The 23,698-nt window shown below is 68.5% G+C and carries 22 protein-coding genes; 6 read left to right on the top strand and 16 right to left on the bottom strand.

Going from position 1 to position 23,698, the window contains the following annotated elements:
* Window positions 1-206 precede the first annotated feature (206 nt).
* A complete protein-coding gene (gene hpf, locus NNI01S_RS22525; protein WP_245676329.1) occupies window positions 207-914 on the top strand; it encodes a ribosome hibernation-promoting factor, HPF/YfiA family in 708 nt (235 codons plus the stop codon).
* On the opposite strand, the gene NNI01S_RS22530 is transcribed toward hpf, so the two are convergent.
* Genes NNI01S_RS22530 through NNI01S_RS22545 form a run of 4 tightly spaced genes read right to left on the bottom strand, consistent with a single transcriptional unit; the run spans window position 890 to window position 3,768 of the window.
* Window positions 890-2,050 (bottom strand): MAB_1171c family putative transporter, encoded by a 1,161-nt coding sequence (locus NNI01S_RS22530; protein ID WP_063022111.1) that lies wholly within the window; start codon window positions 2,048-2,050, stop codon window positions 890-892. The genes hpf and NNI01S_RS22530 overlap by 25 nt on opposite strands.
* Window positions 2,047-2,571 (bottom strand): hypothetical protein, encoded by a 525-nt coding sequence (locus NNI01S_RS22535; protein ID WP_063022112.1) that lies wholly within the window; start codon window positions 2,569-2,571, stop codon window positions 2,047-2,049. The genes NNI01S_RS22530 and NNI01S_RS22535 overlap by 4 nt, the downstream gene beginning before the upstream one ends.
* Before the next feature lie 47 nt (window positions 2,572-2,618).
* Window positions 2,619-3,056 carry a hypothetical protein gene (locus tag NNI01S_RS22540; RefSeq protein WP_063022113.1) on the bottom strand — a complete coding sequence of 146 codons (438 nt, stop codon included), beginning with the start codon at window positions 3,054-3,056 and terminating at the stop codon, window positions 2,619-2,621.
* A 10-nt stretch (window positions 3,057-3,066) separates the two neighbouring features.
* Entirely contained in the window at window positions 3,067-3,768 is a 702-nt protein-coding gene (locus tag NNI01S_RS22545; protein WP_063022114.1) for a helix-turn-helix domain-containing protein, read from the bottom strand.
* A gap of 312 nt (window positions 3,769-4,080) precedes the next feature.
* On the opposite strand from NNI01S_RS22545, the gene NNI01S_RS22550 reads away from it, so the two are divergent.
* Window positions 4,081-5,373, top strand: a complete 1,293-nt coding sequence (locus NNI01S_RS22550; RefSeq protein ID WP_063022115.1) for an acetyl-CoA C-acyltransferase — start codon at window positions 4,081-4,083, stop codon at window positions 5,371-5,373.
* Between the two features lie 76 nt (window positions 5,374-5,449).
* Here NNI01S_RS22550 and NNI01S_RS34700 read toward each other — a convergent pair whose 3' ends face one another.
* The 7 genes from NNI01S_RS34700 to NNI01S_RS22580 form a co-directional block, all read right to left on the bottom strand.
* Window positions 5,450-5,620, bottom strand: a complete 171-nt coding sequence (locus tag NNI01S_RS34700; RefSeq protein ID WP_157114922.1) for a hypothetical protein — start codon at window positions 5,618-5,620, stop codon at window positions 5,450-5,452.
* Between the two features lie 140 nt (window positions 5,621-5,760).
* Window positions 5,761-6,381 carry a 5,6-dimethylbenzimidazole synthase gene (bluB, locus tag NNI01S_RS22555; protein ID WP_063022116.1) on the bottom strand — a complete coding sequence of 207 codons (621 nt, stop codon included), beginning with the start codon at window positions 6,379-6,381 and terminating at the stop codon, window positions 5,761-5,763.
* A 116-nt stretch (window positions 6,382-6,497) separates the two neighbouring features.
* Window positions 6,498-7,754, bottom strand: coding sequence for a fatty acid desaturase family protein (locus NNI01S_RS22560; protein WP_063022117.1), 1,257 nt, complete (start codon window positions 7,752-7,754; stop codon window positions 6,498-6,500).
* A 99-nt stretch (window positions 7,755-7,853) separates the two neighbouring features.
* Window positions 7,854-9,290, bottom strand: a complete 1,437-nt coding sequence (locus tag NNI01S_RS22565; RefSeq protein WP_063022118.1) for a fatty acid desaturase — start codon at window positions 9,288-9,290, stop codon at window positions 7,854-7,856.
* 45 nt (window positions 9,291-9,335) lie between these two features.
* Complete coding sequence (locus NNI01S_RS22570) at window positions 9,336-10,493, bottom strand: ferredoxin reductase (RefSeq protein ID WP_063022119.1); 1,158 nt, start codon at window positions 10,491-10,493, stop codon at window positions 9,336-9,338.
* 124 nt (window positions 10,494-10,617) lie between these two features.
* Complete coding sequence (locus NNI01S_RS22575; RefSeq protein WP_063022169.1) at window positions 10,618-11,166, bottom strand: DUF6912 family protein; 549 nt, start codon at window positions 11,164-11,166, stop codon at window positions 10,618-10,620.
* Window positions 11,167-11,176: 10 nt separating this feature from the next.
* The gene (locus NNI01S_RS22580; RefSeq protein WP_063022120.1) at window positions 11,177-12,598 is read right to left on the bottom strand and encodes a WS/DGAT/MGAT family O-acyltransferase; all 1,422 of its coding nucleotides are present in this window, start codon (window positions 12,596-12,598) and stop codon (window positions 11,177-11,179) included.
* A gap of 390 nt (window positions 12,599-12,988) precedes the next feature.
* Here NNI01S_RS22580 and secA point away from each other — a divergent pair, with 390 nt between their 5' ends.
* Window positions 12,989-15,850 (top strand): preprotein translocase subunit SecA, encoded by a 2,862-nt coding sequence (secA, locus tag NNI01S_RS22585; RefSeq protein ID WP_063022121.1) that lies wholly within the window; start codon window positions 12,989-12,991, stop codon window positions 15,848-15,850.
* Window positions 15,851-16,137: 287 nt separating this feature from the next.
* On the top strand, window positions 16,138-16,515 hold the full coding sequence (locus tag NNI01S_RS22590; protein WP_063022122.1) for a nuclear transport factor 2 family protein: 378 nt from the start codon (window positions 16,138-16,140) through the stop codon (window positions 16,513-16,515).
* A 6-nt stretch (window positions 16,516-16,521) separates the two neighbouring features.
* Here NNI01S_RS22590 and rsgA read toward each other — a convergent pair whose 3' ends face one another.
* From rsgA to NNI01S_RS22605, 3 genes are all read right to left on the bottom strand, one after another.
* Window positions 16,522-17,571 carry a ribosome small subunit-dependent GTPase A gene (gene rsgA / locus NNI01S_RS22595; protein WP_174554472.1) on the bottom strand — a complete coding sequence of 350 codons (1,050 nt, stop codon included), beginning with the start codon at window positions 17,569-17,571 and terminating at the stop codon, window positions 16,522-16,524.
* Window positions 17,520-18,812 carry a 3-phosphoshikimate 1-carboxyvinyltransferase gene (gene aroA, locus NNI01S_RS22600; RefSeq protein WP_063022124.1) on the bottom strand — a complete coding sequence of 431 codons (1,293 nt, stop codon included), beginning with the start codon at window positions 18,810-18,812 and terminating at the stop codon, window positions 17,520-17,522. Before aroA ends, rsgA begins: the two co-directional genes overlap by 52 nt.
* 285 nt (window positions 18,813-19,097) lie before the next feature.
* Complete coding sequence (locus NNI01S_RS22605; protein WP_084489181.1) at window positions 19,098-20,606, bottom strand: aldehyde dehydrogenase family protein; 1,509 nt, start codon at window positions 20,604-20,606, stop codon at window positions 19,098-19,100.
* A gap of 166 nt (window positions 20,607-20,772) precedes the next feature.
* Here NNI01S_RS22605 and NNI01S_RS22610 point away from each other — a divergent pair, with 166 nt between their 5' ends.
* Window positions 20,773-21,561 carry an SOS response-associated peptidase gene (locus tag NNI01S_RS22610; RefSeq protein WP_063022125.1) on the top strand — a complete coding sequence of 263 codons (789 nt, stop codon included), beginning with the start codon at window positions 20,773-20,775 and terminating at the stop codon, window positions 21,559-21,561.
* 330 nt (window positions 21,562-21,891) lie between these two features.
* Here the strand turns inward: NNI01S_RS22610 and NNI01S_RS22615 are convergent, their stop codons facing one another.
* Both NNI01S_RS22615 and ybaK read right to left on the bottom strand, forming a co-directional pair.
* Window positions 21,892-22,191, bottom strand: coding sequence for a hypothetical protein (locus NNI01S_RS22615; protein WP_063022126.1), 300 nt, complete (start codon window positions 22,189-22,191; stop codon window positions 21,892-21,894).
* A gap of 73 nt (window positions 22,192-22,264) precedes the next feature.
* Entirely contained in the window at window positions 22,265-22,759 is a 495-nt protein-coding gene (gene ybaK / locus NNI01S_RS22620; protein WP_063022127.1) for a Cys-tRNA(Pro) deacylase, read from the bottom strand.
* Window positions 22,760-22,935: 176 nt separating this feature from the next.
* On the opposite strand from ybaK, the gene NNI01S_RS22625 reads away from it, so the two are divergent.
* A complete protein-coding gene (locus tag NNI01S_RS22625) occupies window positions 22,936-23,688 on the top strand; it encodes a sigma-70 family RNA polymerase sigma factor (protein ID WP_494407706.1) in 753 nt (250 codons plus the stop codon).
* The last annotated feature ends 10 nt before the right edge of the window (window positions 23,689-23,698 follow it).

Consider the following 23,698-nt stretch of genomic DNA (forward strand, 5'->3'; position numbering starts at 1 on the left):
TCCGGGAAATTTGCGTGAACACTGGCGATCAGCGCGTCGGCGGACTAGCGTCGCGGACACACACCCGAACCGCAAGTTTGGAGGTGGCGCCTCGGACCACATGTGCCGAGTAAATGTCGATCGGCACGGCTCAATCCCGCCGCACTGGAATCGGTCGGTGCGGCCAGATCCGGGAGGTACGCGTGACGACTTCTTCACGACCTTCAGTGAAAGATCCCGCTCCTTCGGTGCTGGAAGCCGGCACCCAGGAAACATTCGAGCAACCCGCAACGGAACGACCACGGGCGCCGCGCGGCGACATCGTGGTGAAGGGCCGCAACGTCGAGGTGCCCGATCACTTTCGTATTTACGTCGCGGAAAAACTCTCCCGATTAGAACGCTTCGATCCATCGATCTTCCTCTTCGACGTGGAGCTGTTCCACGAGCGCAACCGGCGTCAGCGCAAGAACTGTCAGCGCGTCGAAATCACCGCGCGCGGAAAGGGTCCCGTCGTGCGGGCCGAGGCCTGCGCGGACAGCTTCTACGCCGCCTTCGAGTCGGTGACCGCGAAGCTGGAGAGCCGGCTGCGCCGCACCAAGGATCGGCGCCGGGTGCACTACGGCGACAAGACGCCGCTGTCGGTCGCCCAGGCCACTGCCGATCTGGTGGACGACTCGCTGTTCGAGCGGCTCGGCGAGTCCGGCGCCGCGCATGCACACGAGCAGGAAGGGCGGGAGCAGGACTACGAGGCGGGTCCCGGTCACATCGTGCGCACGAAGGTGCACGCGGCGACGCCGATGTCCGTGGACGACGCCCTGTACCAGATGGAACTCGTCGGCCATGACTTCTTCCTGTTCCACGACAAGGAGACCGACCGGCCTTCGGTGGTCTACCGCCGTCACGCCTTCGACTACGGCTTGATCCGCCTGGCCTGACGAAACGGAAACCACCCGTCCCCACTTCTCCGGGCATTCGGCTCATCGGCCGGATGCCCGGAGATTTTCGTCGTGACGCTGCTCGCGGGCCACCGGCGCGCCAGCCCGAGCAGTAGCCGCAGATCCGAGTCGATATCGCCGACGGGCAGCGCCGCCGGATCGTGCGACCGCCGCGGCCGCACGGCGGCCCCGCGCGATCTGGCGGCGATGGCCTGCCGGATCTGTTCCACCTGGTCGGCATCGCGCGCTTCGCCCGGCAGATAGTGCCGCAAGTGCATCAGGGCGTCGCGGATCTCGACCGTCATACGGATCAGTCGCGCGTCGGATTCGGTCACGGGATGGTCCGGCGCGAGCACGACCTCGGGTACCGCGGCGGTGAGATCGCGCCACAGCGGCCGCAGGCGGCGGCAGTCCAGTCCGGCCCGGTCCCAGCCCGCGCGGGCCCGCAGCCACGCGATCAGCGGCACGGCCAGCAGCGCCGCGCCGAGTGCCGAGGCCGCGAAAGTCGGTGCGGCCCAGCGGACCATGGCCGGGTCCGCGGTCGCGCCCGGCCCGGCGAACTGCACCGCGGAGACGACCAAGCCGCCGGATCCGACGACCAGCGTCGTGAGCAGGGCGCCGTAGACGACGCGCTCGGCGGTGGTGGACGCGTCCGAGCGCAGTTCGCGCACTGCCGCGCGCCAGGCAAGCCGCCCCGCGGCGATCAGCGGCACCCACAGGATCGCCCACACCACCGCCGTCGGCCAGTCCGGTGCTTGCCCCAGCAGCCGGCCCCCTTGGCGCGCCTCCGTCCCGACGGCCAGGATGATCGCGCCTCCCATCAGCCCGGCCACGTCGTAGACCCGCTGCCGAGCCGCTGCGAACATGGGATCGGCGCCGGACCACAGTCGAGCCGCACCGTACAGACCGGCCACCTCCATCAGCAGCGTGGCCATCGAAAGCTGGTGCAGCAGACTGCCGATCCCCGGCGCGATGCCGCGCTCGAGCAGGATCAGCGTCGCGACGCCCCACAGCATGGCCCGATTGAGCAGACGGTCGACCGTGGCGTGGTGCAGCACGAGCCATCGCCCGAGAACGACGACCGCGACGAACCCGATCAGCGGTATCGCGATGGGCGCCGGGATCGGCGAGGTCACCGACGCCGGTCGCGAAAGAACGTGCGGTGCAGTAGCGAATCGCGCCGCGGCGGACGCATGGCGTGCAGCATCACCATGTCGGCGAAGGTCTCCGCGTCGCGCTCACGCAGTGTGCCGTAGTCGGTGCGGCCGAGCACGTGGGCGATCGACTCGGGCGAGATCGAGGGCAGCAGGTCGGCGACCGCGGCCAGGGTCGGTGTGCTCGCGGGCGGCTCACCGGCTTCGGATTGCTCCGGGCCGTGCCCGAGCAGCATGTGGCCGAGTTCGTGCATGATGATGTGCTCGGCGTGCCACTCGGTGGTGTCGGCTCCGTAGACGATGACGTCGCTGTCCTGCTTCGCGATCCACAAGCCGCTGCCCGTACCGCATCCGGTGCCCGCGAGCAGCGCGGTATCGATGGGTAACAGGCTGATGCTGCGGCCCCGGTAGGCCGCGACGTCATCCACGTAGGTCCGCAGATTCCATGGGTGGGGTATCGGGAGGTCCCGGGTCAAGCTCCGGAACCGGGCCTGGATGGCCATGTGATCGGTCTCCTACAAAAGCTCAGTGGCCCATGTAGGTAAGCATGTTACCGACTCGGCGGCGCCGACCCTTCGGTGCTCTGGATGATCTTGGCGAGCATGGCCCGATCGATGTTCGAACCGCGCAGCGCGATACTGGCGACGTTCGCGTCCCGCATGGTGGCGAGCAATTCCAGTTCCCGGTCGATCGCCTCGGCCGCGGAACCGCGGGTGAGCAGGTAGTCGGCGGCCACGCCGAAGCCGCGCGCCACCGCGGCGAGGATCTCGGCATCGACTCCGGGGCCTGTGCTGCGGTCGTCGAATTCGCCGTCGCGCAGACGTCTCAGGTAGGTGGGGTGCACCGGTCGGCCGAGGAATTCGCTGATCTGTACGGCCACCGATTCCGTGCTGCGTTCCGGCGCGTTGCGCGGATGCACGACGGCGAACAGTCGATTGATCTTGTGGCTCAGCGCGAGTGCCGCGCCCTCGGGTCCTGTGTCGGTCATGGCTGCCTCGTCACTCGCCGTTTCGATCCGTTGTCGTCGCCACGTTGGCCGCCAGCCAGCGTGCGCGGAATCGGGCTTCGGTCGCTGCATCGATGTCCTCCGATCGACCGGCCAGCCAGCGGCGGTACCGGCGTTCCTGTAGCTCACCGGGGTCGCTGGCCTCCGCGGGAACCGCGAGCAGGTGCGCGAAGGCCATCTCCACCAGCGGATGCAATTGCCTGCCGGGGCCGCCGTTGCGTTCGAGCATGGCGGTCGCGTACCGCGCGGACAGCTTGGAGATCACCCGGTTGAGTTCCGCGACCGCCGCGACCACCTGCGGGTCGGCGGTGCGCCCATTCTCCACGGCGTCGTTGAGCCTGCCGGAGGCCGCGAGAAGTCCGGTGAGATCGGAGATTTCGAAGCGGATCGCGTCCGGCCCGGCCACGACCGAGTCGCCCGCACCGCGCGCGGCTTTCGCGGGTTCGTCGGCGGCGGGGACGCCGCCTGCATAGGTGCGTGCGGCACTGCCCGGCAGCCAGCGCAGCGGGGCGTCGAGCTTGTTCAGCGTCTGCATGCTGATGGCCGCCTCGCCGTCTTCGATCTTCCGGATGGTCGGCGCCGAAGGTCCCCCGAGGTCGCCGATCTGTAGCTGGGTGAGACCGAGCTCGTCCCGGCGTTCTTTGATGATTCGCCCGAATCTCTTCTGCCGCGACAGCTCCGAAGGGCTATGCATAGTGAGTTCATGGTAAGGCGCTGAGAGGTCTTAGGCAAACCAATAGAAACTATTTGGAAAATCGGTCGAAAGTTTGGTACCGTACTTTGCGTCGGATGGCCCCGGGGGAGGGCTTACGGCGGTTCCGGAACGGGCAGGGGCGTTCGCCGGGACGGACGTCTCCGGTCTGCCGCTCAACGGCGCGCGGCGGGCCGGTTCAGCGGCGGCGGAGGGGAGTGCCGCTACGTCGGGGTTCACCGTCGGCGAAGGGGGTCGACGGTGAACTTACTTTAGAGTAAGTTTGGTGGTCCGAGGCTTTCGAAAGGAAATCGCATGGCCACCAGAGCTACTCGCCGTGCCGTGATCGTGTCCGGTGCGCGCACGCCGTTCCTGCGGGCGTTCACCGGATTCACCACGATGGACTCCATCGCATTGGCCGACGCTTCGGTGCGGGGACTGCTGGAGCGAACCGGGCTGCCCGGCGCGCAAGTGGAGGCGATCGTCTGGGGTGGTGTCATCCTGCCCGGCGCGGCGCCGAACATCGCCCGCGAGATCGCGCTCGACCTGTCATTGGACCCGGGCTGCGAGGGCTACACCGTGACCAGGGCGTGTGCCTCCGGCTTGCAGGCGGTCACCTCGGCGGTGGCCGCGATCGAGCGCGGCGAGTACGACATCATGATCGCGGGCGGCAGCGATTCCACCTCCAACGCCGAGGTCAAGCTGCCGCAGAAAATGGTGCACGCGGCGGCTCCGCTGGCGTTGGGCAAGCCGAAGCCGAAGGACTATCTGTCCGCGGTCGCGCGCCTCGCCCCGTTCACCGATCTGCTACCGAGCCGGCCGAAGATCGCCGAGCGCACCACCGGAGAGGTGATGGGCGAGTCGGCCGAGAAGATGGCGCGCATCCACGGCGTGAGCCGCGCGGACCAGGACGAGTTCGCCGCCCGTTCGCACCACCGCGCCGCGGCCGCCATCGAGTCGGGCCGGTTCGACGACGAAGTGCTGCGGGTTCGCACTCCCGAGGACGTGGAGATCCTGCGCGACGGTCTGGTGCGCGGCGATACCAGCATCGCGAAATTGGCCGCTCTGAAGCCCGTTTTCGCCGCCGACGGCAGTGTGACCGCGGGCAATGCCAGCCCGCTCACCGACGGGGCCGCCGCGGTGCTGCTGATGAGCGAGGAGAAAGCGCACGCCCTCGGGTATCGGCCGCTGGCGGCGTTCCGGTCGTGGAGCTACGTGAGCGTCGATCCGACCGATCAGGTGCTGATCGGTCCCGCCATCTCCATGCCCCGCGCGTTGGAGAAGGCCGGAATGTCGCTGGACGACGCCGATCTCGTCGATATCCACGAGGCTTTCGCCGCCCAGACCCTGGCGGTGCTGACCGCGCTGGCCAGCGACGAGTGGGCAAAGACCCGATTGGATCGCGACACCGCCGTGGGCGAGGTGGACATCGACCGGCTGAACGTGCACGGCGGCTCGATCTCGCTCGGCCACCCCTTCGGCGCGACCGGCGCGCGCATGGTGACCACGATGGCCAACGAACTGGTCCGCACCGGGAAGAGCACTGCGCTGCTGGGTATCTGCGCCGCGGGCGGCATCGGCGCGTCGGCGGTGCTCGAACGCGTCTGACGCGAGTGTGGACCCCGTCGCCGACCGACCGGGACTCCCGCCTGGGTCGGCGATCGCTTCGTGCCGGGCGGCGCCGTCAGTGCTTGCCCGTGATACCCCGCCGCTTGCGTCCCTCGTCCGCGAGGATGCGCAGACAGGTCTGGTGCTTGGTTTCGCCGGGGACGCCTTCCCGGCGCAGGCGCAACGTCGCCTGTGCCAGATCGATGCCCAGCTCGCTCGACAGCCGAACAGCATCGACATTGGCCATTGCACAAACCTCCTGGAACCGGCGAACGATGAACCGCACTGCGTAAGAGGCAGTTTGCCCTTGTCGTACCCAGTGGGCATCCGATTGAACCCTGAACGATCCGCACAGTTGTATAACGATGCCCCGAGCGCCACCGGAGGTCAGCCGCGGTAGGTCTCGCGGTGCACCGCCTCCGTGAGCGGTCTTCCGGCGCGCCAGCCGAAGCGCTCGAGATCGGGAACGCGCTGGAATTCGCCCACCGGCCCGACACAGAGCCACGCGACCGTACGGACGCCCTCCGGAAGGCCGATCAGGCCGGACAGGAAGCCGGGATCGTAGAACGACACCCACCCGACCCCGATGCCTTCGGCGGTGGCGGCCAGCCAGAGATTCTGAATGGCGAGAACCGCCGAGTAGATACCGGTTTCGGGCACGGTGGCCCGCCCGAGCACCTGTGGTCCGCCACGATCGTGGTCATAGCAGACCACCACCCCGGTACCGCTCTCGACGATGCCCTCGATCTTGATCGGCTCGAAGGTGGCGGCGCGCTCGGGCGGCAGCGCGTCCCGGAACTCGATGCGCTTGCGCGCCACATGATCGGCGAACTCGCGCAGCGTCGCCGGTGCGCGGACCACCACGAAATCCCAGGGCTGCGAATTCCCCACGCTCGGCGCCCGGTGCGCGGCGTCCAGCAGCCGCCACAATGTCGCATCGTCCACGAGTTCGCCGGTGAACTCCGCGCGCACGTCGCGGCGTCGCCGGATGGCCTCGTAGACGCTCAAAACCTCAGGATGCACGGCCCGAGTCAATCAAACGCGGTGAGCCCACCGCGCAGGGCGTGGGCTCGCGCGTCGTGTTGCCCGTCGGATACCGAGCCGTAGACCGGTGGCGCCGGAAGTCAGCGTGCGGCGGACGCGCCGCGCCGGGTGAGCCGCCGACGCCCCTGGGCAAGCGCGGTGCGCAGCCCGCGGCGCCGCCCGGTCACCGGATCGATGGCCGCCGTGGTGCTGCCCCCGAACTTGCGCTCCGAGGCGGTCTCCGGGGCATCGTCGGCGGTGGCCCGCAGGTACTTGTTCGGCAGCGACAGCTTGAGGATGGTGCGCCACGCCTTGAAGTACTGCACCGGCAGCGAGCCGGTGGTGTAGGGCAGGTCGTACTTGTCGGCCAGTTCGCGCACCCGCACGGCGATGTCGGCGTAGCGGTTGCTCGGCAGGTCGGGGAAGAGGTGGTGTTCGATCTGGTGGCTCAGATTGCCGGTCATGAAATGCATGAGCGGACCGCCGGAGATGTTGGCGCTGCCGAGCATCTGGCGCAGGTACCACTCGCCATGCGTCTCGCCGTCGATGTCGGCCTTGGTGAACTTCTCCGCGCCGTCGGGGAAGTGCCCGCAGAAGATGACCGCGTTGGACCAGACGTTGCGAATGGCGTTGGCGGCCAGGTTGGCCGTCAGCGTCGAGAAGAACGCGGGACCGGTGAGCGCGGGGAAGATCACGTAATCCTTGACGATCTGCTTGCCCATCTTGGTGAGCGCCTCGTCGCGCCTGCGCTCGAAGTCGGCCCGCTCGGGAGAGCCCGGCTTGTACCGGCCCGCCACCAGTTTGCCCAGCTCCAGATGCTGGATGGCCACGCCGTACTCGAAGAACAGCTGCAGCACCAGGTTGTAGACCGGGTTGCCGAGGTTGAACGGCTTCCAGCGCTGGTCGCGCGTCACCCGCAGCAGGCCGTAGCCGATGTCGTCGTCCATGCCGAGCACGTTGGTGTACTTGTGGTGCAGGTAGTTGTGGGTGTGCTTCCAGTGCTTCGCCGCGCCGGTGTTATCCCACTCCCACGAGCTGGAGTGGATCTCCGGATCGTTCATCCAGTCCCACTGCCCGTGCATGACGTTGTGCCCGATCTCCATGTTCTCGATGATCTTGGCGGTGCCGAGCAGGGCGACCCCGGCCAGCCATGCGGCGCGCTTCGGGCTCGCGAAGAGCACCGCGCGGCCGCTGATCTCGAGCGCGCGCTGCAACCGGATGACGTTGCGGATGTACTTCGCGTCGCGCGCGCCGCGCGAGGCTTCGATTTCCCGCCGGATCGCGTCGAATTCCGCGCCGAGTGCTTCCACGTCGGCCTCGGTGAGGTGCGCGTATTCCTTGACATCCGAGATCGCCATACGGGTTACTTTACCGTAAGTTACGACAGCGTAGGTTCTGAGGTGTGGCTCAGTGGTGTGTCAAATACCCTATTGCGATATCGGTGATCGAATGGTAGATTAGCGCACCCTTCGCTGGAAGCGGAAACGCCTGTCCCGCATGGCTTTTTCGCGCAACGCCGCTTGTTCGTGGCGAGCCCGCTCCTGTAGCGCGAGCTTGGCTTCGCGCAGCACTTGGCGCTCGTGCTCGGCCTTCTCCTTCAGGGCTGTCTTGGCCTCGCGGAGCATCTCCTTCTCCTGCCGCGCCTTCTCCCGCAGCACGATCTTCGCCTCGTGCAGCGCCGAGCGCAGACCGCGCCTCTTGCCGGTCTCCGGATCGATGCGCAACCAGTGCGTGGACTCCGTGCCGAGCGACGGCAGCGTGATACCGGCGAACTTGCGTTCCGAGGAGGTCTCCGGGGCATTGTCGGCGGTGGCCTTGAGGAACCGGTCCGGCAGCGCCAGCTTGTGGATCGTGCGGAAGGCGAGCAGATACTGCTTGCCCAGCGACCCGGTGGTGTAGGGCAGGTCGTACTTGTCGCACAGCTCGCGCACCCGCACCGCGATCTCCGGGTAGCGGTTGCTCGGCAGGTCGGGGAACAGGTGGTGCTCGATCTGGTAGCAGAGGTTGCCGCTCATGAACGCCATGGCGGGCCCGGCCTTGAAGTTCGCGCTGCCGAGCATCTGGCGCAGGTACCACTCGCCGCTGGTCTCGTCCTCCAGCTGCTCGATGGTGAACTTCTCCGCGCCGTCGGGGAAGTGGCCGCAGAAGATCACCGCGTAGGCCCACAGGTTGCGCACCAGGTTCGCGGTCGCGTTGGCCTTCAGCGTGTGCTTGAACGCCGGGCCGGTGAGCGCGGGGTGGATGAGATAGTCCTTGGCCACCTGGCGGCAGATCTTGCGCGCGAACTCCTTGTTGGGCCCCGAGGCGACTTGCCAGCGCGGCGTGTCCAACAGCTCCTTCTCGATGCTCCAGTCGTGCAGGGCGATGCCCCACTCGAAAGTCGCGGCGAGCAGCAGATTCGCCAGCGGCTGCAGCAGGTGGATCGGCCGCCACTGCTCGTCGCGCGTCATCCGGAGGATGCCGAACCCGAGGTCCTCGTCCTTGCCCAGGACGTTGGTGTAGGTGTGGTGCGAGTAGTTGTGCGCCCGCCGCCACTGCGCCGAGGGACCCGTCATGTCCCACTCCCACGAGCTGGAGTGGATCTCCGGATCGTTCATCCAGTCCCATTGCCCGTGGCTGACGTTGTGCCCGAGCTCCATGTTCTCGATGATCTTGGCCACCGAGAGCAACGCGGTGCCGGCCAGCCATGCCCAGCGATTGCGGCTGCCGAACAGCACGGCTCGGGCCGCTACCTCGAGACCGCGTTGCGCCGCGATCGCGCGCCGGATGTACTTCGCGTCGCGCTCACCACGCGACAGCTCCACCGAACGCCGGATGGAATCGAGCTCCTGCCCCAGTGTCTCGATATCGGCCGCGGTGAGGTGGGCGAATGTCTTGATGTCGGTGATGGCCACCGGGGTCCTTTCCCTACTCGATCCCCAACGAGGGTACCTCCCGGACTACACGTCCAGGGTGCAGTCGCCCGCCGCGGCCGAGATGCAGGTCTGTACCTTGTCGCCTTCGCGACGCTCCTCACCGTTGCGCAGGTCGCGCGCGTGGCCGGAACTCAAGGTGACCACGCAGGTCTGGCAGATACCCATCCGGCAGCCGAACGGCATCTGCACGCCTGCGGACTCACCGGCCTCGAGCAGGCTGGTCGCGCCGTCCGCCGCGACGGTGCGACCGGTCTTGCCGAAGGTGACCGTGCCGCCCGCGCCGACCGCGGAGCGCTCGATCTCGAAGCGCTCCACGTGCAGCCGGTCCGACAGGCCCGCGTCACGCCAGTGGTGCTCGATCTCGTCGAGCATCCCGGCCGGGCCGCACGCCCACGTGTGGCGTTCGCGCCAGTCCGGGAACTGGGTGTCGAGATCGGCGAGCGCGAACTTGCCGCGCTCGGCGGTGAGATGCAGGCGGGTGTCGAAGCTCGGAGTGCGTTCGCTCAACGCCTGCAGTTCCGCGCCGAACATCACGTCGTCGGCGGTGCGGGCCGAGTGCAGGTGCGCCACATCGGTGAACAGCTCGCGCCGGTCCATCGCACGCAGCATGGACATCACCGGCGTGATGCCGCTGCCCGCGGTGACGAACAGCACCTTCTCCGGCGGCGGATACGGCAGGACGAATCCGCCCTGCGGCGCGGCGAGCCGCACGATGGTGCCGACCGGCACGCCACTGACCAGATGACTGGACAGGAAGCCTTCCGGCATCGCCTTCACGGCGATAGAGATCAACCGCTTGCCGCCGTGACCGGGCACCGACCAATTCGGCGGACAGGTCAGCGAATACGAGCGCCAATGCCAGCGCCCGTCCACCAGGAGGCCGATGCCGATGTACTGGCCGGGCTGATATTTGAAGTCGAAGCCCCACCCCGGCTGGATCACCAGCGTCGCGGAGTCGGCCGTCTCCTTGCGCACCTCCACGATGCGCCCGCGCAGCTCGCGAGCCGACCACAGCGGGTTGGCCAGGTGCAGGTAATCGTCGGGCAGCAACGGCGTGGTCACCCGCGCGACGGCGCCGCGCAGCACGTTCAGCTTCCCGCCGCGCTCGGCGACACTCGCGGCCGGCGCCTCCAGCCATGCGCGGACGCTTCGCACGGAGAAGCTCCCAAGTTTCGAACCCATCGCTGCCGTTGGTCTCCCTGTTGTCGGATGCGCAGGCCGCCGTCTGGCCGATCGGATGCCTCGCCAGCAAGGTTACGGCATCGTAGGTTACGGCGGTGGGCGAGCCCGCGCTCGCCGCCGCGAGTCAGAGCAGTTCGAGCAGGAACGGCAGCTCCTGGGCCGCGTACCAGGCCAATTGATGGTCTTCGGCGTCCCCGAGGACGAATTCCGCGTCGGTATCGCCGAGGTCGGCCGCGTCCACCACGTCGACGGCCTTGGCCACCTGCGGTTCGGCGTCGGCCAGATCGACGTGCACCGAGGCGATCTGCTGGTAGCGGATCGGGCCCGCCAGCCGTACCACCGCGTCGTCGAGGTCGGGGCGCAGCTCGGCGCCGGTCACGTCGGCGGCGATCACCGCGCGGCGGTAGACCGGGCTGCCGCCGGCGACCGGCGCGGCCTCGTCCTCGGAGTCCTCCGCGGACCCGATCGCGTCGCGTTCGGCGGCGAGCAGCCGCAGCGAGGCGCGGGCGGCTTCGTTCATGGCGACCTCGCCGAGCTCCTCGTCGTCGCCCGAGGCGTAGGCCTCGCGCAGCGCGGGCGTCACCGCGAACGCGGTCCCGCCGACGGGGGCCAGCTCCCGGCTGTCGACCAGCTCACGCAGCATCGGCACCGTCGCCGGGATGTAGACCCGCAGCTTCTTCTGATCAGACGCAGGCACCGAGCATCTCCTCCATGGAATCGCGCACCGCAGTGGCGAGCACGCCGATATCGGCCATCGCGTCGCGGTCGGCGTTGAGACCGTAGAAGACACGTCCGTCGTAGGACGTGATCCCGATGCTCGACGCCTGATTGCGCAGCAGTGGCGACACCGGGTACATCTCCAGCATCCGCGCGCCGCCGATGTACATCGGCGCTTGCGGACCCGGCGCGTTGGTGATCACCAGATTGAACGTGTGTTCTGCGAACGTACTCGCCGAGCGCACGCTCATCGCATGCAGGCTGGCCGGAGCGAAACCGGCCAGGTGCACCAGGGTGCGCGCACGGACGCCGCGCCGCTGACGCCCGTTGAGTTCGGTGGCGTGGGCGATGTGCGACAGCCGCATCACCGGACTCGGTTCGCCCACCGGCAGATCGATCAGGAACGAGGACACCTCGCTCGCCGAGCGCGCCTGGTCGCCGTTGGTCCCCTCGACGTACACCGACATCGGCACCACGGCCCGCAGCGTGGTGGACTCGGTGAGCGCTTCCCCGCGTGAGAGCAGCCAGTTGCGCAGGGCGCCGGTGACCACCGCGAGGATGGCGTCGTTGATCGAGCAGCCGAACCGTTCGCGGATGGTGCGGTAGTCCGCCAGGTCGGTGCGCACCACATCGAAGCGGCGGTTGCGCGAGGTGCGGGTGTTCAGGGGACTGGCGGGCGCGCCGGTCGCGGCGGTGCGCACCGCCGCGACCACCGATTCGACCGCCTTGCCCGCCGTCCCGAGCGCCGCGAACGCGCCCGCGCCGGCGTCCCTGGCCACTTCCAGCGTCCTGCGCGGTCGCGCGGCCAGGTGGGCCAGCGCGCCGACCAGCAGCTCGATCTCGCCGGGTTCGCGCGGCGCGATCCAGTCGTCGCCGGCCAGTTCGCGGGGCGCTGGGCCCGCGTCGAGGATCACGTGGCCGATCTCGAGCGCGGTGTCCCCGTCCACCAAGGCGGAATGGGTCTTCGTGAAGATGGCGCAGCGGCCCTCCGACAGCCGTTCGATCAGGTACATCTCCCACAGCGGCCGAGCCGGATCCAAGGGATGGGAGGTGAGGCGCGCGACCAGGTCGTGCAGTTGTTCGTCGGTGCCGGGACCGGGGAGCGCCGATCGCCGGATGTGGTAGGTGATGTCGAACCGGCTGTCCTCGACCCAGACCGGCCGTCCGAGCGAGAGCGGGATCTCCCGCACTTTGCGCCGGTACCTCGGCACCAGCGGGAGCCTGCTCTCGACCAGGTCGACCAGCCGGTCGTAGTCCAGGATCGCCCGGCCCGCGTTGTCGCCGGGTTCGGTGTTCCGCACGATCGCGAGGGAGCCGATATGGATCGGGTTGCTACTGGACTCGAGCCGGTAGAAGGCCGTGTCCTGCGGCGTCAGTCTCGTGATCACGCTGCCCGGTACTCCTTTTCCCGATGCCGCCCCCGCTTCATTGTGCTGCCGCGGCAACCGTCGCTCCGGCTGTTGTGGCATTTCCGATGAATTCCGTACACCTTTTCTCGCGCCGGGGTTCCGTGACACGCTGGGCGATCGGAGTTCGGCGAATCGATTCGATCACAGGGCGGACCGGGATGCATGGTGGGACCGTCCGGCCGCTCGCCGGGCGCGCTTTCGGGCCGGCGCGAACTGTTCGCGGCCGAGCCACGCAGCGCCGCAGGCGCTGCACATCGGACAGACCATTACCATGAAACATGCAGCGGATTCCGCGCAACCGCGTGGGCCGCACCGGCCCGGGGGCCGACGACACGATTTGACACACCGACCAGAGGACTGACGAGACCCGTGCCTGCGCTGACACTGACGAGGTTGCTACGGATTGGTGAGGGTCGCATAGTCAAGCGGCTCTCGCACTTCGCCGACCAGGTCCTCGCCCTCGAACCGGAGTACGAGGATCTCAGCGACGCGGAGCTGCGGGCCAAAACGGACGAGTTCCGCGAGCGCTACGCCGAGATGGTCGAGGACGGCGAGACCGATCCGCTCGGCCAGCTGATGGCCGAGGCGTTCGCCGTCGCCCGGGAGGCCTCCTGGCGGGTGCTCAGCCAGAAGCACTACAAGGTGCAGATCATGGGCGGCGCCGCGCTGCACACCGGCAACATCGCCGAGATGAAGACCGGTGAGGGCAAGACCCTGACCTGTGTGCTGCCCGCCTATTTGAACGCGATCAGCGGCGACGGTGTGCACGTCGTCACGGTGAACGACTACCTGGCCAAGCGCGACGCCGAGTGGATGGGCCGTGTGCACCGCTTCCTCGGCCTCGAGGTGGGCGTGATCCTGGGCGGCATGAGCCCCGCGCAGCGGCGGGTGGCCTACGGCGCCGACATCACCTATGGCACGAACAACGAGTTCGGCTTCGACTACCTGCGCGACAACATGACCCACTCGCTGGACGACCTGGTGCAGCGCGGGCACAACTTCGCCATCGTCGACGAGGTCGACTCCATCCTCATCGACGAGGCGCGCACCCCGCTGATCATCTCCGGGCCCGCCGACGCCTCGTCGAAGTGGTACGCCGAGTTCGCGCGCATCGCGCCGCTGCTGAAGAAGGACCTGCACTACGAAGTCGACATCAAGAAGCGCACGATCGGCGTGCACGAGGCGGGCGTCGAGTTCGTGGAGGACCAGCTCGGCATCGACAACCTCTACGAGGCCGCCAACTCGCCGCTGGTGAGCTACCTGAACAACGCCATCAAGGCCAAGGAGCTCTACACCCGCGACAAGGACTACATCGTCCGCGACGGCGAGGTCATCATCGTCGACGAGTTCACCGGCCGCATCCTGGTCGGCCGCCGCTACAACGAGGGCATGCACCAGGCGATCGAGGCCAAGGAAGGGGTGGAGATCCAGCCGGAGAACCAGACCCTGGCCACCATCACCCTGCAGAACTATTTCCGCCTCTACGACAAGCTCTCGGGCATGACCGGCACCGCCGAGACCGAGGCCGCCGAGCTGCACCAGATCTACAACCTCGGCGTGGTCCCCATCCCGACCAACAAGCCGATGGTCCGCGCCGACCAGTCCGACTTGATCTACAAGACGGAGGAGGCCAAGTTCTCCGCCGTGGTCGACGACGTCACCGAGCGGCACGAGAAGGGCCAGCCGGTGCTGATCGGCACCACCAGCGTCGAGCGCTCGGAGTACCTGTCCAAGCAGTTCACCAAGCGCGGCATCCCGCACAACGTGCTGAACGCCAAGTTTCACGAGAAGGAAGCCGAGATCATCGCGGAGGCGGGCCGCCCCGGTGCGGTGACCGTCGCGACGAACATGGCGGGCCGGGGTACCGACATCGTGCTCGGCGGCAACCCGGACATCATCGCCGACATCCTGCTGCGCAAACAGGGCTTCGACCCGGTCGAGACGCCGGAGGAGTACGAGCGCGCCTGGCTGCCCACCCTGGACCAGGTCAAGGCCCAGACCGCCGAGGACGCCGACTTGGTGCGCGACGCCGGCGGCCTCTACGTGCTGGGCACCGAGCGGCACGAGTCGCGCCGCATCGACAACCAGCTGCGCGGCCGTTCCGGTCGCCAGGGCGACCCGGGCGAGTCCCGCTTCTACCTGTCGCTGGGTGACGAGCTGATGCGCCGGTTCAACGGCGCCGCGCTGGAAGCGATCATGACGCGGCTGAACCTGCCCGACGACGTGCCGATCGAGGCGAAGATGGTGTCCAAGGCCATCAAGAGCGCGCAGACGCAGGTCGAGCAGCAGAACTTCGAGATCCGCAAGAACGTCCTCAAGTACGACGAGGTGATGAACCAGCAGCGCACCGTCATCTACGGCGAGCGCGACCGGATCCTGCGCGGCGAGGACATGGAGGGCCAGGTCCAGAGCATGATCACCGACGTGATCACCGCCTACGTGGACGGCGCCACCGCGGAGGGTTACGTCGAGGACTGGGATCTGGACAAGCTGTGGACGGCGCTGAAGACGCTGTACCCGGTGGGCCTGGACTACCGCGACCTGACCGGCGAGACCGAGGTCGGCGAGGCGGGCGAGCTGACGCGTGAGGAGTTGCTCGACGCGTTGCTGGACGACGCGCACGAGGCCTACGAGCGCCGCGAGGCCGAGATCGACGGCTTGGCGGGCGAGGGCAGCATGCGCAATCTGGAACGGCAGGTGCTGCTGTCGGTGCTCGACCGCAAGTGGCGTGAGCACCTCTACGAGATGGACTACCTCAAGGAGGGCATCGGCCTGCGGGCGATGGCGCAGCGCGACCCGCTGGTGGAGTACCAGCGCGAGGGCTTCGACATGTTCACCGCGATGCTCGACGGCCTCAAGGAGGAGTCGGTCGGCTTCCTGTTCAACCTGCAGGTCGAGGTGCAGCAGCCGCAGCCGGAAGGCGTGGCGGTCGGTCCTGGCCTGCGTTCGCCGGTCGGAGCCGCCGCCCCGGCTCCGCTGCCCACCGAGGAGGCTCGGGTCGCCAACGGGCACGCGGCGCCCGCGGCGCTGCGCGCCAGGGGCATCGACGACACCGCCCCGCGCGGTTTCAGCTACTCCGGTCCGGACGAGGGCGGCCGGGCCGCGGTGCACAGCGACTCCGAGGAATACGGCGTGGACGGTGGCCCGCAGCCCACCCGTCGCGAGCGTCGCGAGGCGGCCCGCGCGGAGTCGAAGGGCAGGCGCGGCCCGAAGTCCCGCCGCCGCCACTGATCGAAAGCCGAAGGCGCTCAGGGTTTCCCTGGGCGCCTTCGTCGTTCAGGCGCCGTCGGTCGAAGCGATGCGCGAGCCCTGGGGTCGCGTGTGCGGGCCCCACCTCGTCGGTGAGGTATGGCGTGGCGCGCCGTTCGGTGGCCACCCGCACCGGACGGCGGCATAGCACCGGCCATGCGCATGATCGGGCCTCCTTCACGGACCCCGCACGCCATGCGGGACCTGTCGAAGCGCGACACGCGACGGTTCCGAACCCGCTGCCCACTCGACCGGCGTATCTTCCTGACGTGGACCGAGCAGCCGTCGAAGCATGGGTCGCCGGATACGAGCGAGCCTGGCGGTCGCCGGGCACGGAACGCCTCGCCGACCTGTTCGCCGCGGACGCGGCATATCTCGTGTCGCCGTGGGCGCAGCCGCTGACCGGTCCGAACGCGCTGGCCGACTTCTGGGAAAGCGGCCGCGAAGGGCCGGACGAGCCCTTCACCATGCGGTCGAGCGTCGTCGCGGTGGACGGGGATACCGCGGTGGTCCGGGTGGAGGTGGAGTACGCGCGAGACACCCCGGCGCGGTGGCGAGACCTGTGGATACTGCGTTTCGACGAGGGCGGCCGCTGTGTGTGGTTCGAAGAGTGGCCGTTCGCGCCCGGGCAGCCGGACGGCCACTGACCCGTCCTACCAGGGGTCGTTGGAGGTCAGGGCGACGAGCAGGCGACGGATGGCCGCCACCCGGTGCTCCTTGCCGGACAACTCGTCCAGCGCGCATTCCGGGTCGGCGGGCGCGCCGAGATGGGTACAGCCCCGCGGGCAGTCCTCGATGGCATCGGCGAGATCGGTGAAAGCGGCGATGACGTCGTCAGGGGTGATGTGGGCCAGGCCGAACGATCGCACGCCCGGCGTGTCGATGACCCAGCCGCCGCCGGGCAGCGGGAGCGCCACCGACTGAGTGGAGGTGTGCTTGCCCTTGCCCACCCCCGACACCTCGCCCACGGCCCGTTCCGCCTCCGGCACAAGACGATTCACCAGGGTGGACTTGCCCACGCCGGAGTGCCCGATCAATGCTGTGAGGTGCTCGGTGAGCAGTTCGAGGAGCGGCTCGAGCGGATCGTCGATGCCGCCGTAGACGATGGTGAGATCGAGATCGTCGAAGGCGGCGGCGAATTCGGAATCGGCGGCCAGATCGTGCTTGGTCAGGCACAGCACAGGCTGCAGCCCCCCGGCGTACGCGGCGACCATCGCCCGTTCCACGAAGCCGGTGCGCGGGGGAGGGTCGGCGAGCGCGACCACGATGAACAGCCGCTCCGCGTTGCCGACCACGATTCGCTCGTACGGATCGGTGTCGTCGGCGGTGCGGCGCAACACTGTCCGGCGGTCGGCGACCCGGACGATGCGGGCGAGGGTGTCCGGTCGGCCGGACAGGTCGCCCACCACGTCCACCTCGTCGCCGACCACGATCGGAGTGCGGCCCAGTTCCCGGGCCCGCATCGCGACGATGCGGCGCTCCGGATCGCCACCGAGCACGCAGCCCCAGCGGCCCCGGTCGACGGAGACCACCATGGCCGACTCGGCGTCGCTGTGCTGCGGCCGGGTCTTGGTGCGGGGACGGGAGCTACGCCCCGGACGAACCCGGACGTCGGATTCGTCGTAGCTCGCCGCGGATCGGCGCCCCCGGCTCAGTGCGTCGCTCCTTCGCCGGAAGGCGTCGGCTCGAGCATCCGCTCCCAGAGGGCGACGAAGTTCGGCAGGGTCTTGGCCGTGGTGCCGATGTCCTCGATCTCGATGCCGGGCACCCGCAGGCCGAGAATGGCTCCCGCCGTTGCCATTCGGTGGTCGGCGTAGGAATGCCACTTGCCGCCGTGCAGGTCGGCGGGCACGATCTCCAGTCCGTCCTCGGTCTCGGTCACCTTGCCGCCGAGACGGTTGATCTCCGTGGAAAGCGCTGCCAGCCGGTCGGTTTCGTGGCCGCGCAGATGGGAGATACCGCGCAGCACCGACGGGGAGTCGGCCAGCGCGGCCAGCGCGGCGACAGTGGGGGTCAGCTCGCCCACGTCGTGCAGGTCGATGTCGATGCCCGCGAGCCGGTCTGGCCCGTGCACGGTGAGCACGCCGTCGAAGATGCGGGCCTCCGCGCCCATGCGGACGAGGATTTCGCGGATCACGTCACCCGGCTGGGTGGTCAGGCGCGGCCAGTGCGGGATGCTGACCGTGCCGCCGGTGACCGCGGCGGCGGCCAGGAACGGGGTGGCGTTGGACAGGTCCGGCTCCACTTCCCAGTCCACCGCGCGGATCGGTCCGTGCTCCACGACCCAGGTCTGCGCCTTGAAGCTGTCCGCGGGCGCCTGCACCCGGACGTCGGCGCGGCGCAACATCTCCACCGTCATCTCGATGTGCGGCATCGAGGGCAGCGCCTTGCCGTCGTGGTGCACCACCAGGCCTTCGTCGAAGCGCGCGGCCGACAGCAGCAGGCCCGAGACGAACTGCGACGATCCGGACGCGTCGATCGTCACGGTGCCCCCGCGCAGCGCGCCCGTGCCGTGCACCGTGAACGGCAGCGCGTCGCCGTCGATATCGGCCCCCAGCGCGCGCAGCGCCTCCAGGATGGTGCGCAGCGGGCGGATCCTGGCCTGTTCGTCACCATCGAACGCGACATCGCCGGCCGCCAGCGCGGCGACCGGCGGCAGGAAGCGCATCACCGTGCCGGCCAGGCCGCAGTCGACTGTGCCGCCGCCCAGCGGCGCCGGGGTGACGGTCAACGTGTCGCCCGTGCCCTCGATGCTCGTGCCGAGCGCGCACAGCGCGGCGATCATCAGGTTCGTGTCCCGGCTGCGCAGCGCACCGGTGATCGTGGATGGGCCGTCGGCCAGGGCGGCCAGGATGAGCGCCCGGTTGGTGATCGATTTCGATCCGGGCAGGGTCACGGTCGCGTGTACGGGGACCTCGACATGGGGCGCTGGCCAGAAGTTCACTCGTCCATCATCACACGGTGTTTATTTCCAGCGCCTGCGGCGCTGGGTGTTCGCGGCCCCCTTGTGGCTCGCGTTTGCGAGCCGGGCCGCGAACGGCGCGTGGTGTGCCGGTCGAATGCCCCGTTGCGGCAGTCGGCGCGCGGACGATGCCCGTCCGCCTTCGTCCGGTCTCATAGCGCGTCGCCGTCGCGATTCGCGGCGCGTTCACGTGGTGGATCGCCGCTGGTGCCACCTGTGGCACGGTGCCGGGTACTCGACGTCGTCGAGTACCCGGCCGTGGGTTTCCTACTTGTGCCGCCCGTGCAGGAACGGAACGAGCTTGCGCAGCAGCTTCATCGTGGAGTCGGTGCGGCTGTAGCTCAGCAGCGCCATGCCGGGAACGGTGAAGCGCTGCACCGCGATCGAGTGCGGGCGGGCGAACTCGCGCAGACCCGGTTCGCCGTGGATGCGGCCGATGCCGGAATCGCCGACGCCGCCGAAGGGCAGGCCGGGGATGGCGGCGAAGGCGAGCACGGAGTTCACCGAGGTGGCGCCGACGCGCAGCTTGCGCGCGATGTCCAGGCCGTTCTTCTTCGAGTAGACCGCCGAGGACAGGCCGTACTTGGAGTTGTTGGCCAGCTGCACCGCCTCGTCGACGCCGTCGACGGTGCGGATCGTGATGGTCGGGCCGAAGGTCTCCTCGGCCACCGCCTCGGAGTTCTCGTCCACGTCCACCAGCACGACGGGCTCGATGAACGGCGCCTTGACCGACTCCGGCCCGCCGAGCACCGCGGTGCCGCCGTTCTTCAGCGCGTCTTCGATGTGGCGGCGCACGATGTCGATCTGGCTCGGCATGGTCATCGGGCCGTAGGAGGCCTTGTCGCCGGAACCGGGCTTGACGTCGGTGAGGATGCGCTTGACCTCCGCGACGAACTCCTCGCGCACGGAGCGGTCCACGTAGACCCGCTCGACGCCGGCGCAGGTCTGACCGCTGTTGGCGGTGGCGCCCCAGGCGACCGCGTCGGCCGCGGCCTTGATGTCGGCGTCGGCGGCGACGATCACCGCGTCCTTGCCGCCGCACTCCAGCAGCACGGGGGTGAGCCGTTCCGCGGCGGCCGCCATGATCCGCTTGCCGGTGGCGGTGGAGCCGGTGAACGCGATCTTGTCGACGTCGGAGCGGACCAGCGCGGCGCCCGTCGCGCCGTAGCCGTTGATCGTGATGAAGACGCCTTCGGGCAGTTCGGGGTTGGCCGCGGCGAACGCGTCGGCGAGGAAGTTGCCGATGCCGGTGGAGTATTCGCTCGGCTTGAACACGACGGTGTTACCCGCGGCCAGCGCGTAGGCGATGGAACCGTTCGGCGTGTAGACCGGGTAGTTCCACGGGCCGATCACGCCGACGACGCCGAGCGGGCGCTGCTCGAGCCGGGCGCTGAAGTTCGACATCAGCGCGCCCGGGGACACCCGCTTGGGTCCGAGCACCTTCTTGGCGTTCTTGGCCGCCCAGGAGATGTGCTCGAGCGCGAGCATCAGCTCCAGGAAGGCGTCGTCGAGCGGCTTGCCGTTCTCGGCGTGGATCAACGCGCAGAACTCCTCCGAGTCCTGCACCAGCTTGCTCGACCAGCGCAGCAGGTGCGTGCGCCGTTCGTCGAAACTCAGCGCGCCCCAGGTGGCGGCCGCTGCGCGGGCCTTGGCGACGGCGGCGGCGACCGCGGCGTCGTCGGCGATGACGTGCGTGCCGATCACCTCTCCTGTCGCCGGATTGACCGACGTCAGTGCCGTGTCGTGGTCGGCCGGTTTGGTGTCGGTGGATGTCACAGTGGTTCTCCTCTTGCCGTCTGCGGTGGACGGTCGATGCACATGTCCGAGTGGACGGGCAGCCCGTCCTTCCGATGAGAGAATGCTATGCCACAACTCTCAACAGGTCACCAGCTATGCACCAATTGTCTCCGACGGTGTCGGTGGCAGGTGGGACTATCGGGATATGTGCGGACGATATGCGACCACGACCAATCCCGGCAGGCTCGCGGTCGAGTTGGATGCGATCGACGAGACCGGCGCCGCTGACCCGAGTTCTTTCACCAACTACAACGTCGCGCCGACCACCCAGGTGCTCACCGTCGTCGAGCGGCACGACCACGGCCACGAGGACGACGACCCGAAGCGGCGCATCCGGCGCATGCGCTGGGGGCTGATCCCGGTATGGACCAAGGCCGCCGAGCCCGGCGTCCCGGTCAAGGGCAAGCCGCTGTTCAACGCCCGCGCCGACAAGGCGGCCACCACGCCGTCCTTCCGTGACGCGGTGAAGTACCGGCGCTGTCTGGTGCCGATGGACGGCTGGTACGAGTGGCTCGTCGAGCCGAACGGCGAGAAAGGCCCGAAAGGAAAGGTCGCGAAGCATCCGTACTACATGGCCAACGCGGACGGTTCCCGTCTCTATATGGCCGGTCTGTGGTCGGTCTGGCGCGATCGGTCGCAGCCGGAGAGCGAACCGCTGCTGTCGTGCACCATCCTGACCACCGACGCCGTCGGCGACTTGACTCGCATTCACGACCGGATGCCGCTGCCCATGCCGCAGAAGCACTGGGACGCGTGGCTGGACCCGGATCACCCGGCCCCGGCGAGTCTGCTGGAGACGCCCTCCGAGCAAGTGGTCGCCGGAATCGTGCCCCGCGCGGTGCCCGCCCTGGTCAACAGCGTGCGCAACAACGGCCCGGAACTGCTTGCCCGAGTGGAGGATCGGAAGGAAGCCGAGCAGATCAGCCTGCTCTGATCGCAGCCGTCACCGCCCCTTCTCGGCTTGCGATCCGCCTTCACCGGTGTCGTGCGTGCGCCGAGTCCGTGAGCGGCATTCCGGCGCCTCCGTCGGTAGCTCGTGACCGCAGGCAGGGCAGCGCTGCACCGGACCACGTCGGCCCGATGGCCTCCCGCGAACCAACCACGACTCCCGGTTGCTAGCGCAGCGAGACCGAGTATGCGCCGTTCGCGGCCCGGCTCGCGTCCGAGTGGTCGCCGCGTCCGCGACGAAGTCGCCGGCGGTGGCCACTCGGACGCGAGCCATGAGGGGGCCGCGAACACGCAGCGCCGCAGGCGCTGCGAAAAACTACAGCGAGCACTTCACGCTGGGTGAGGCGATGTTCAGCCCGCACTTGATGATTCCGGCCACCAAGTCGATCAGCTTGGTGGTGACGTTCCCGCTGAGTTTCTCGGCTTTCCCGGCCTTGTCGTCGCTCTTCGAGCCTTGCCCGTCGAAGTCGAAGACGGAATCGCTGACGTGGACGACCGGTGGGTGGTCCGGCGCGGCGGCGGCTTCCGGCGGCTGCAGTATTACCGAACCGAGGGCCAAGACGAGAGCTCCGGACAACGCGACGATCACGGTGCGCACCCGCTGGTGCGTAGGCATTCGCATCACATCCTCTCGAGTCGGTCGATCTGGCCTGTTCAGTAACGCACAGATCGCGCCGATCGTGGCTGAATTACGCGGATGTCACGGGCGCGGTCACCGCGGCGGTCAACCGGATCAGGTCGGCGGGCGCCAGCTCGATCTCCAGTCCGCGCCGTCCCGCGCTGCACAGCATCCGGTCCCAGGCCAGCGCCGAGTCGTCGATCACGGTGGGCAGCAGCTTGCGCTGACCGAGCGGGGAGATACCGCCGAGCACGTAGCCGGTGGTCTTCTCGGCCCGCGTCTTGTCCGCCATGCTCGCCTTCGACGCGCCGAGCGCGGCCGCCGCGGCCTTGAGCGACAACGTGTTCGGCACCGGAAGCACGGCCACCGCGAGGCCACCGGAGGCCAGTTCGATGACCAAGGTCTTGAAAATCTGCTCGGCCGCGACCCCGAGTTCGGCGCCCAGCGCGTCGACCGCCTCGGCGCCGTAGGAGTCGGCGCGCGGATCGTGCTTGTAGGCGTGCACGCGATGGGCCACCTTCGCCTGGGTCAACGCGCGGATCGCCGGGGTCGAGCCTGCTGCCATGGCCAAACCCTAACGGCGGCCGTGGCACGGGCCGCAACGGGATTTCCGGCGCATCCGCTGCGAGGCCGTGGTCGGCGGGAACACCCGGCGGGTCGCGCATGTTGTAGCCGGTACACCGCGCTGGGACCTGATTCCATCGCATGAGCAGGCCCTATGGAGATGTGAAGGAGACGCCTGTGCCCGTGCTGCTCGACGACCGTCCGGTATGGACCGATGTGTCCCCGACGGACGGCGGATTCTCCTTCGATGTGCCGATGCCGGTAGATTTGGCAGGTACGGCGATCGAAGGGACAGGTGTGACGAGCGACGATGACGTGGCGGCCGACGATGTCGCCGCCGTCGACGATGCCGAGCTGGCACAGCGGTTCGAACGGGACGCGCTCCCGCTGCTCGACCAGCTCTACGGCGCCGCGCTGCGCATGACCAGGAACCCGGCGGATGCCGAGGACTTGGTCCAGGAGACCTACGTGAAGGCCTACCAGGGCTTCAAGTCGTTCCGGGAGGGCACCAATCTGCGCGCCTGGCTGTACCGGATCCTGACGAATACCTACATCAACTCCTACCGCAAGAAGCAGCGCCAGCCCGCGCAGTACCCGACCGACGAGATCACCGACTGGCAGCTGGCCGCGACCGCCGAGCACACCTCGCAGGGTCTGCGCTCGGCCGAGGTCGAGGCGCTGGACGCGTTACCGGACGACGACATCAAAGCCGCACTGCAGGAACTGCCCGAAGAGTTCCGGATGGCGGTGTACTACGCCGATGTCGAGGGTTTCCCGTACAAGGAAATCGCCGACATCATGGGCACTCCCATCGGTACGGTGATGTCCCGGCTGCACCGCGGCCGGAAACAACTGAAGGGTTTGCTCGCCGATGTCGCGCGCGAGCGTGGATTCAACCGTTCGGGGGAACGCCAGGAGGTCAAGCAGTGAGTACCGAACG

Origin of the sequence: Nocardia niwae NBRC 108934 = DSM 45340 (genome assembly GCF_001613465.1) — a bacterium.
GTDB lineage: Bacteria > Actinomycetota > Actinomycetes > Mycobacteriales > Mycobacteriaceae > Nocardia > Nocardia niwae.

Excerpts from the sequence above, each read along its gene's own strand:
- NNI01S_RS22540 (WP_063022113.1), bottom strand. The coding sequence starts at position 3,056 with ATGACCGACACAGGACCCGAGGGCGCGGCACTCGCGCTGAGCCACAAG.
- NNI01S_RS22560 (WP_063022117.1), bottom strand. The coding sequence starts at position 7,754 with ATGGCGATCTCGGATGTCAAGGAATACGCGCACCTCACCGAGGCCGAC.
- NNI01S_RS22550 (WP_063022115.1), top strand. The coding sequence starts at position 4,081 with ATGGCCACCAGAGCTACTCGCCGTGCCGTGATCGTGTCCGGTGCGCGC.
- NNI01S_RS22535 (WP_063022112.1), bottom strand. The coding sequence starts at position 2,571 with ATGGCCATCCAGGCCCGGTTCCGGAGCTTGACCCGGGACCTCCCGATA.
- NNI01S_RS22545 (WP_063022114.1), bottom strand. The coding sequence starts at position 3,768 with ATGCATAGCCCTTCGGAGCTGTCGCGGCAGAAGAGATTCGGGCGAATC.
- NNI01S_RS34700 (WP_157114922.1), bottom strand. The coding sequence starts at position 5,620 with ATGGCCAATGTCGATGCTGTTCGGCTGTCGAGCGAGCTGGGCATCGAT.
- NNI01S_RS22615 (WP_063022126.1), bottom strand. The coding sequence starts at position 22,191 with ATGCCTACGCACCAGCGGGTGCGCACCGTGATCGTCGCGTTGTCCGGA.
- ybaK (WP_063022127.1), bottom strand. The coding sequence starts at position 22,759 with ATGGCAGCAGGCTCGACCCCGGCGATCCGCGCGTTGACCCAGGCGAAG.
- NNI01S_RS22610 (WP_063022125.1), top strand. The coding sequence starts at position 20,773 with ATGTGCGGACGATATGCGACCACGACCAATCCCGGCAGGCTCGCGGTC.
- NNI01S_RS22570 (WP_063022119.1), bottom strand. The coding sequence starts at position 10,493 with ATGGGTTCGAAACTTGGGAGCTTCTCCGTGCGAAGCGTCCGCGCATGG.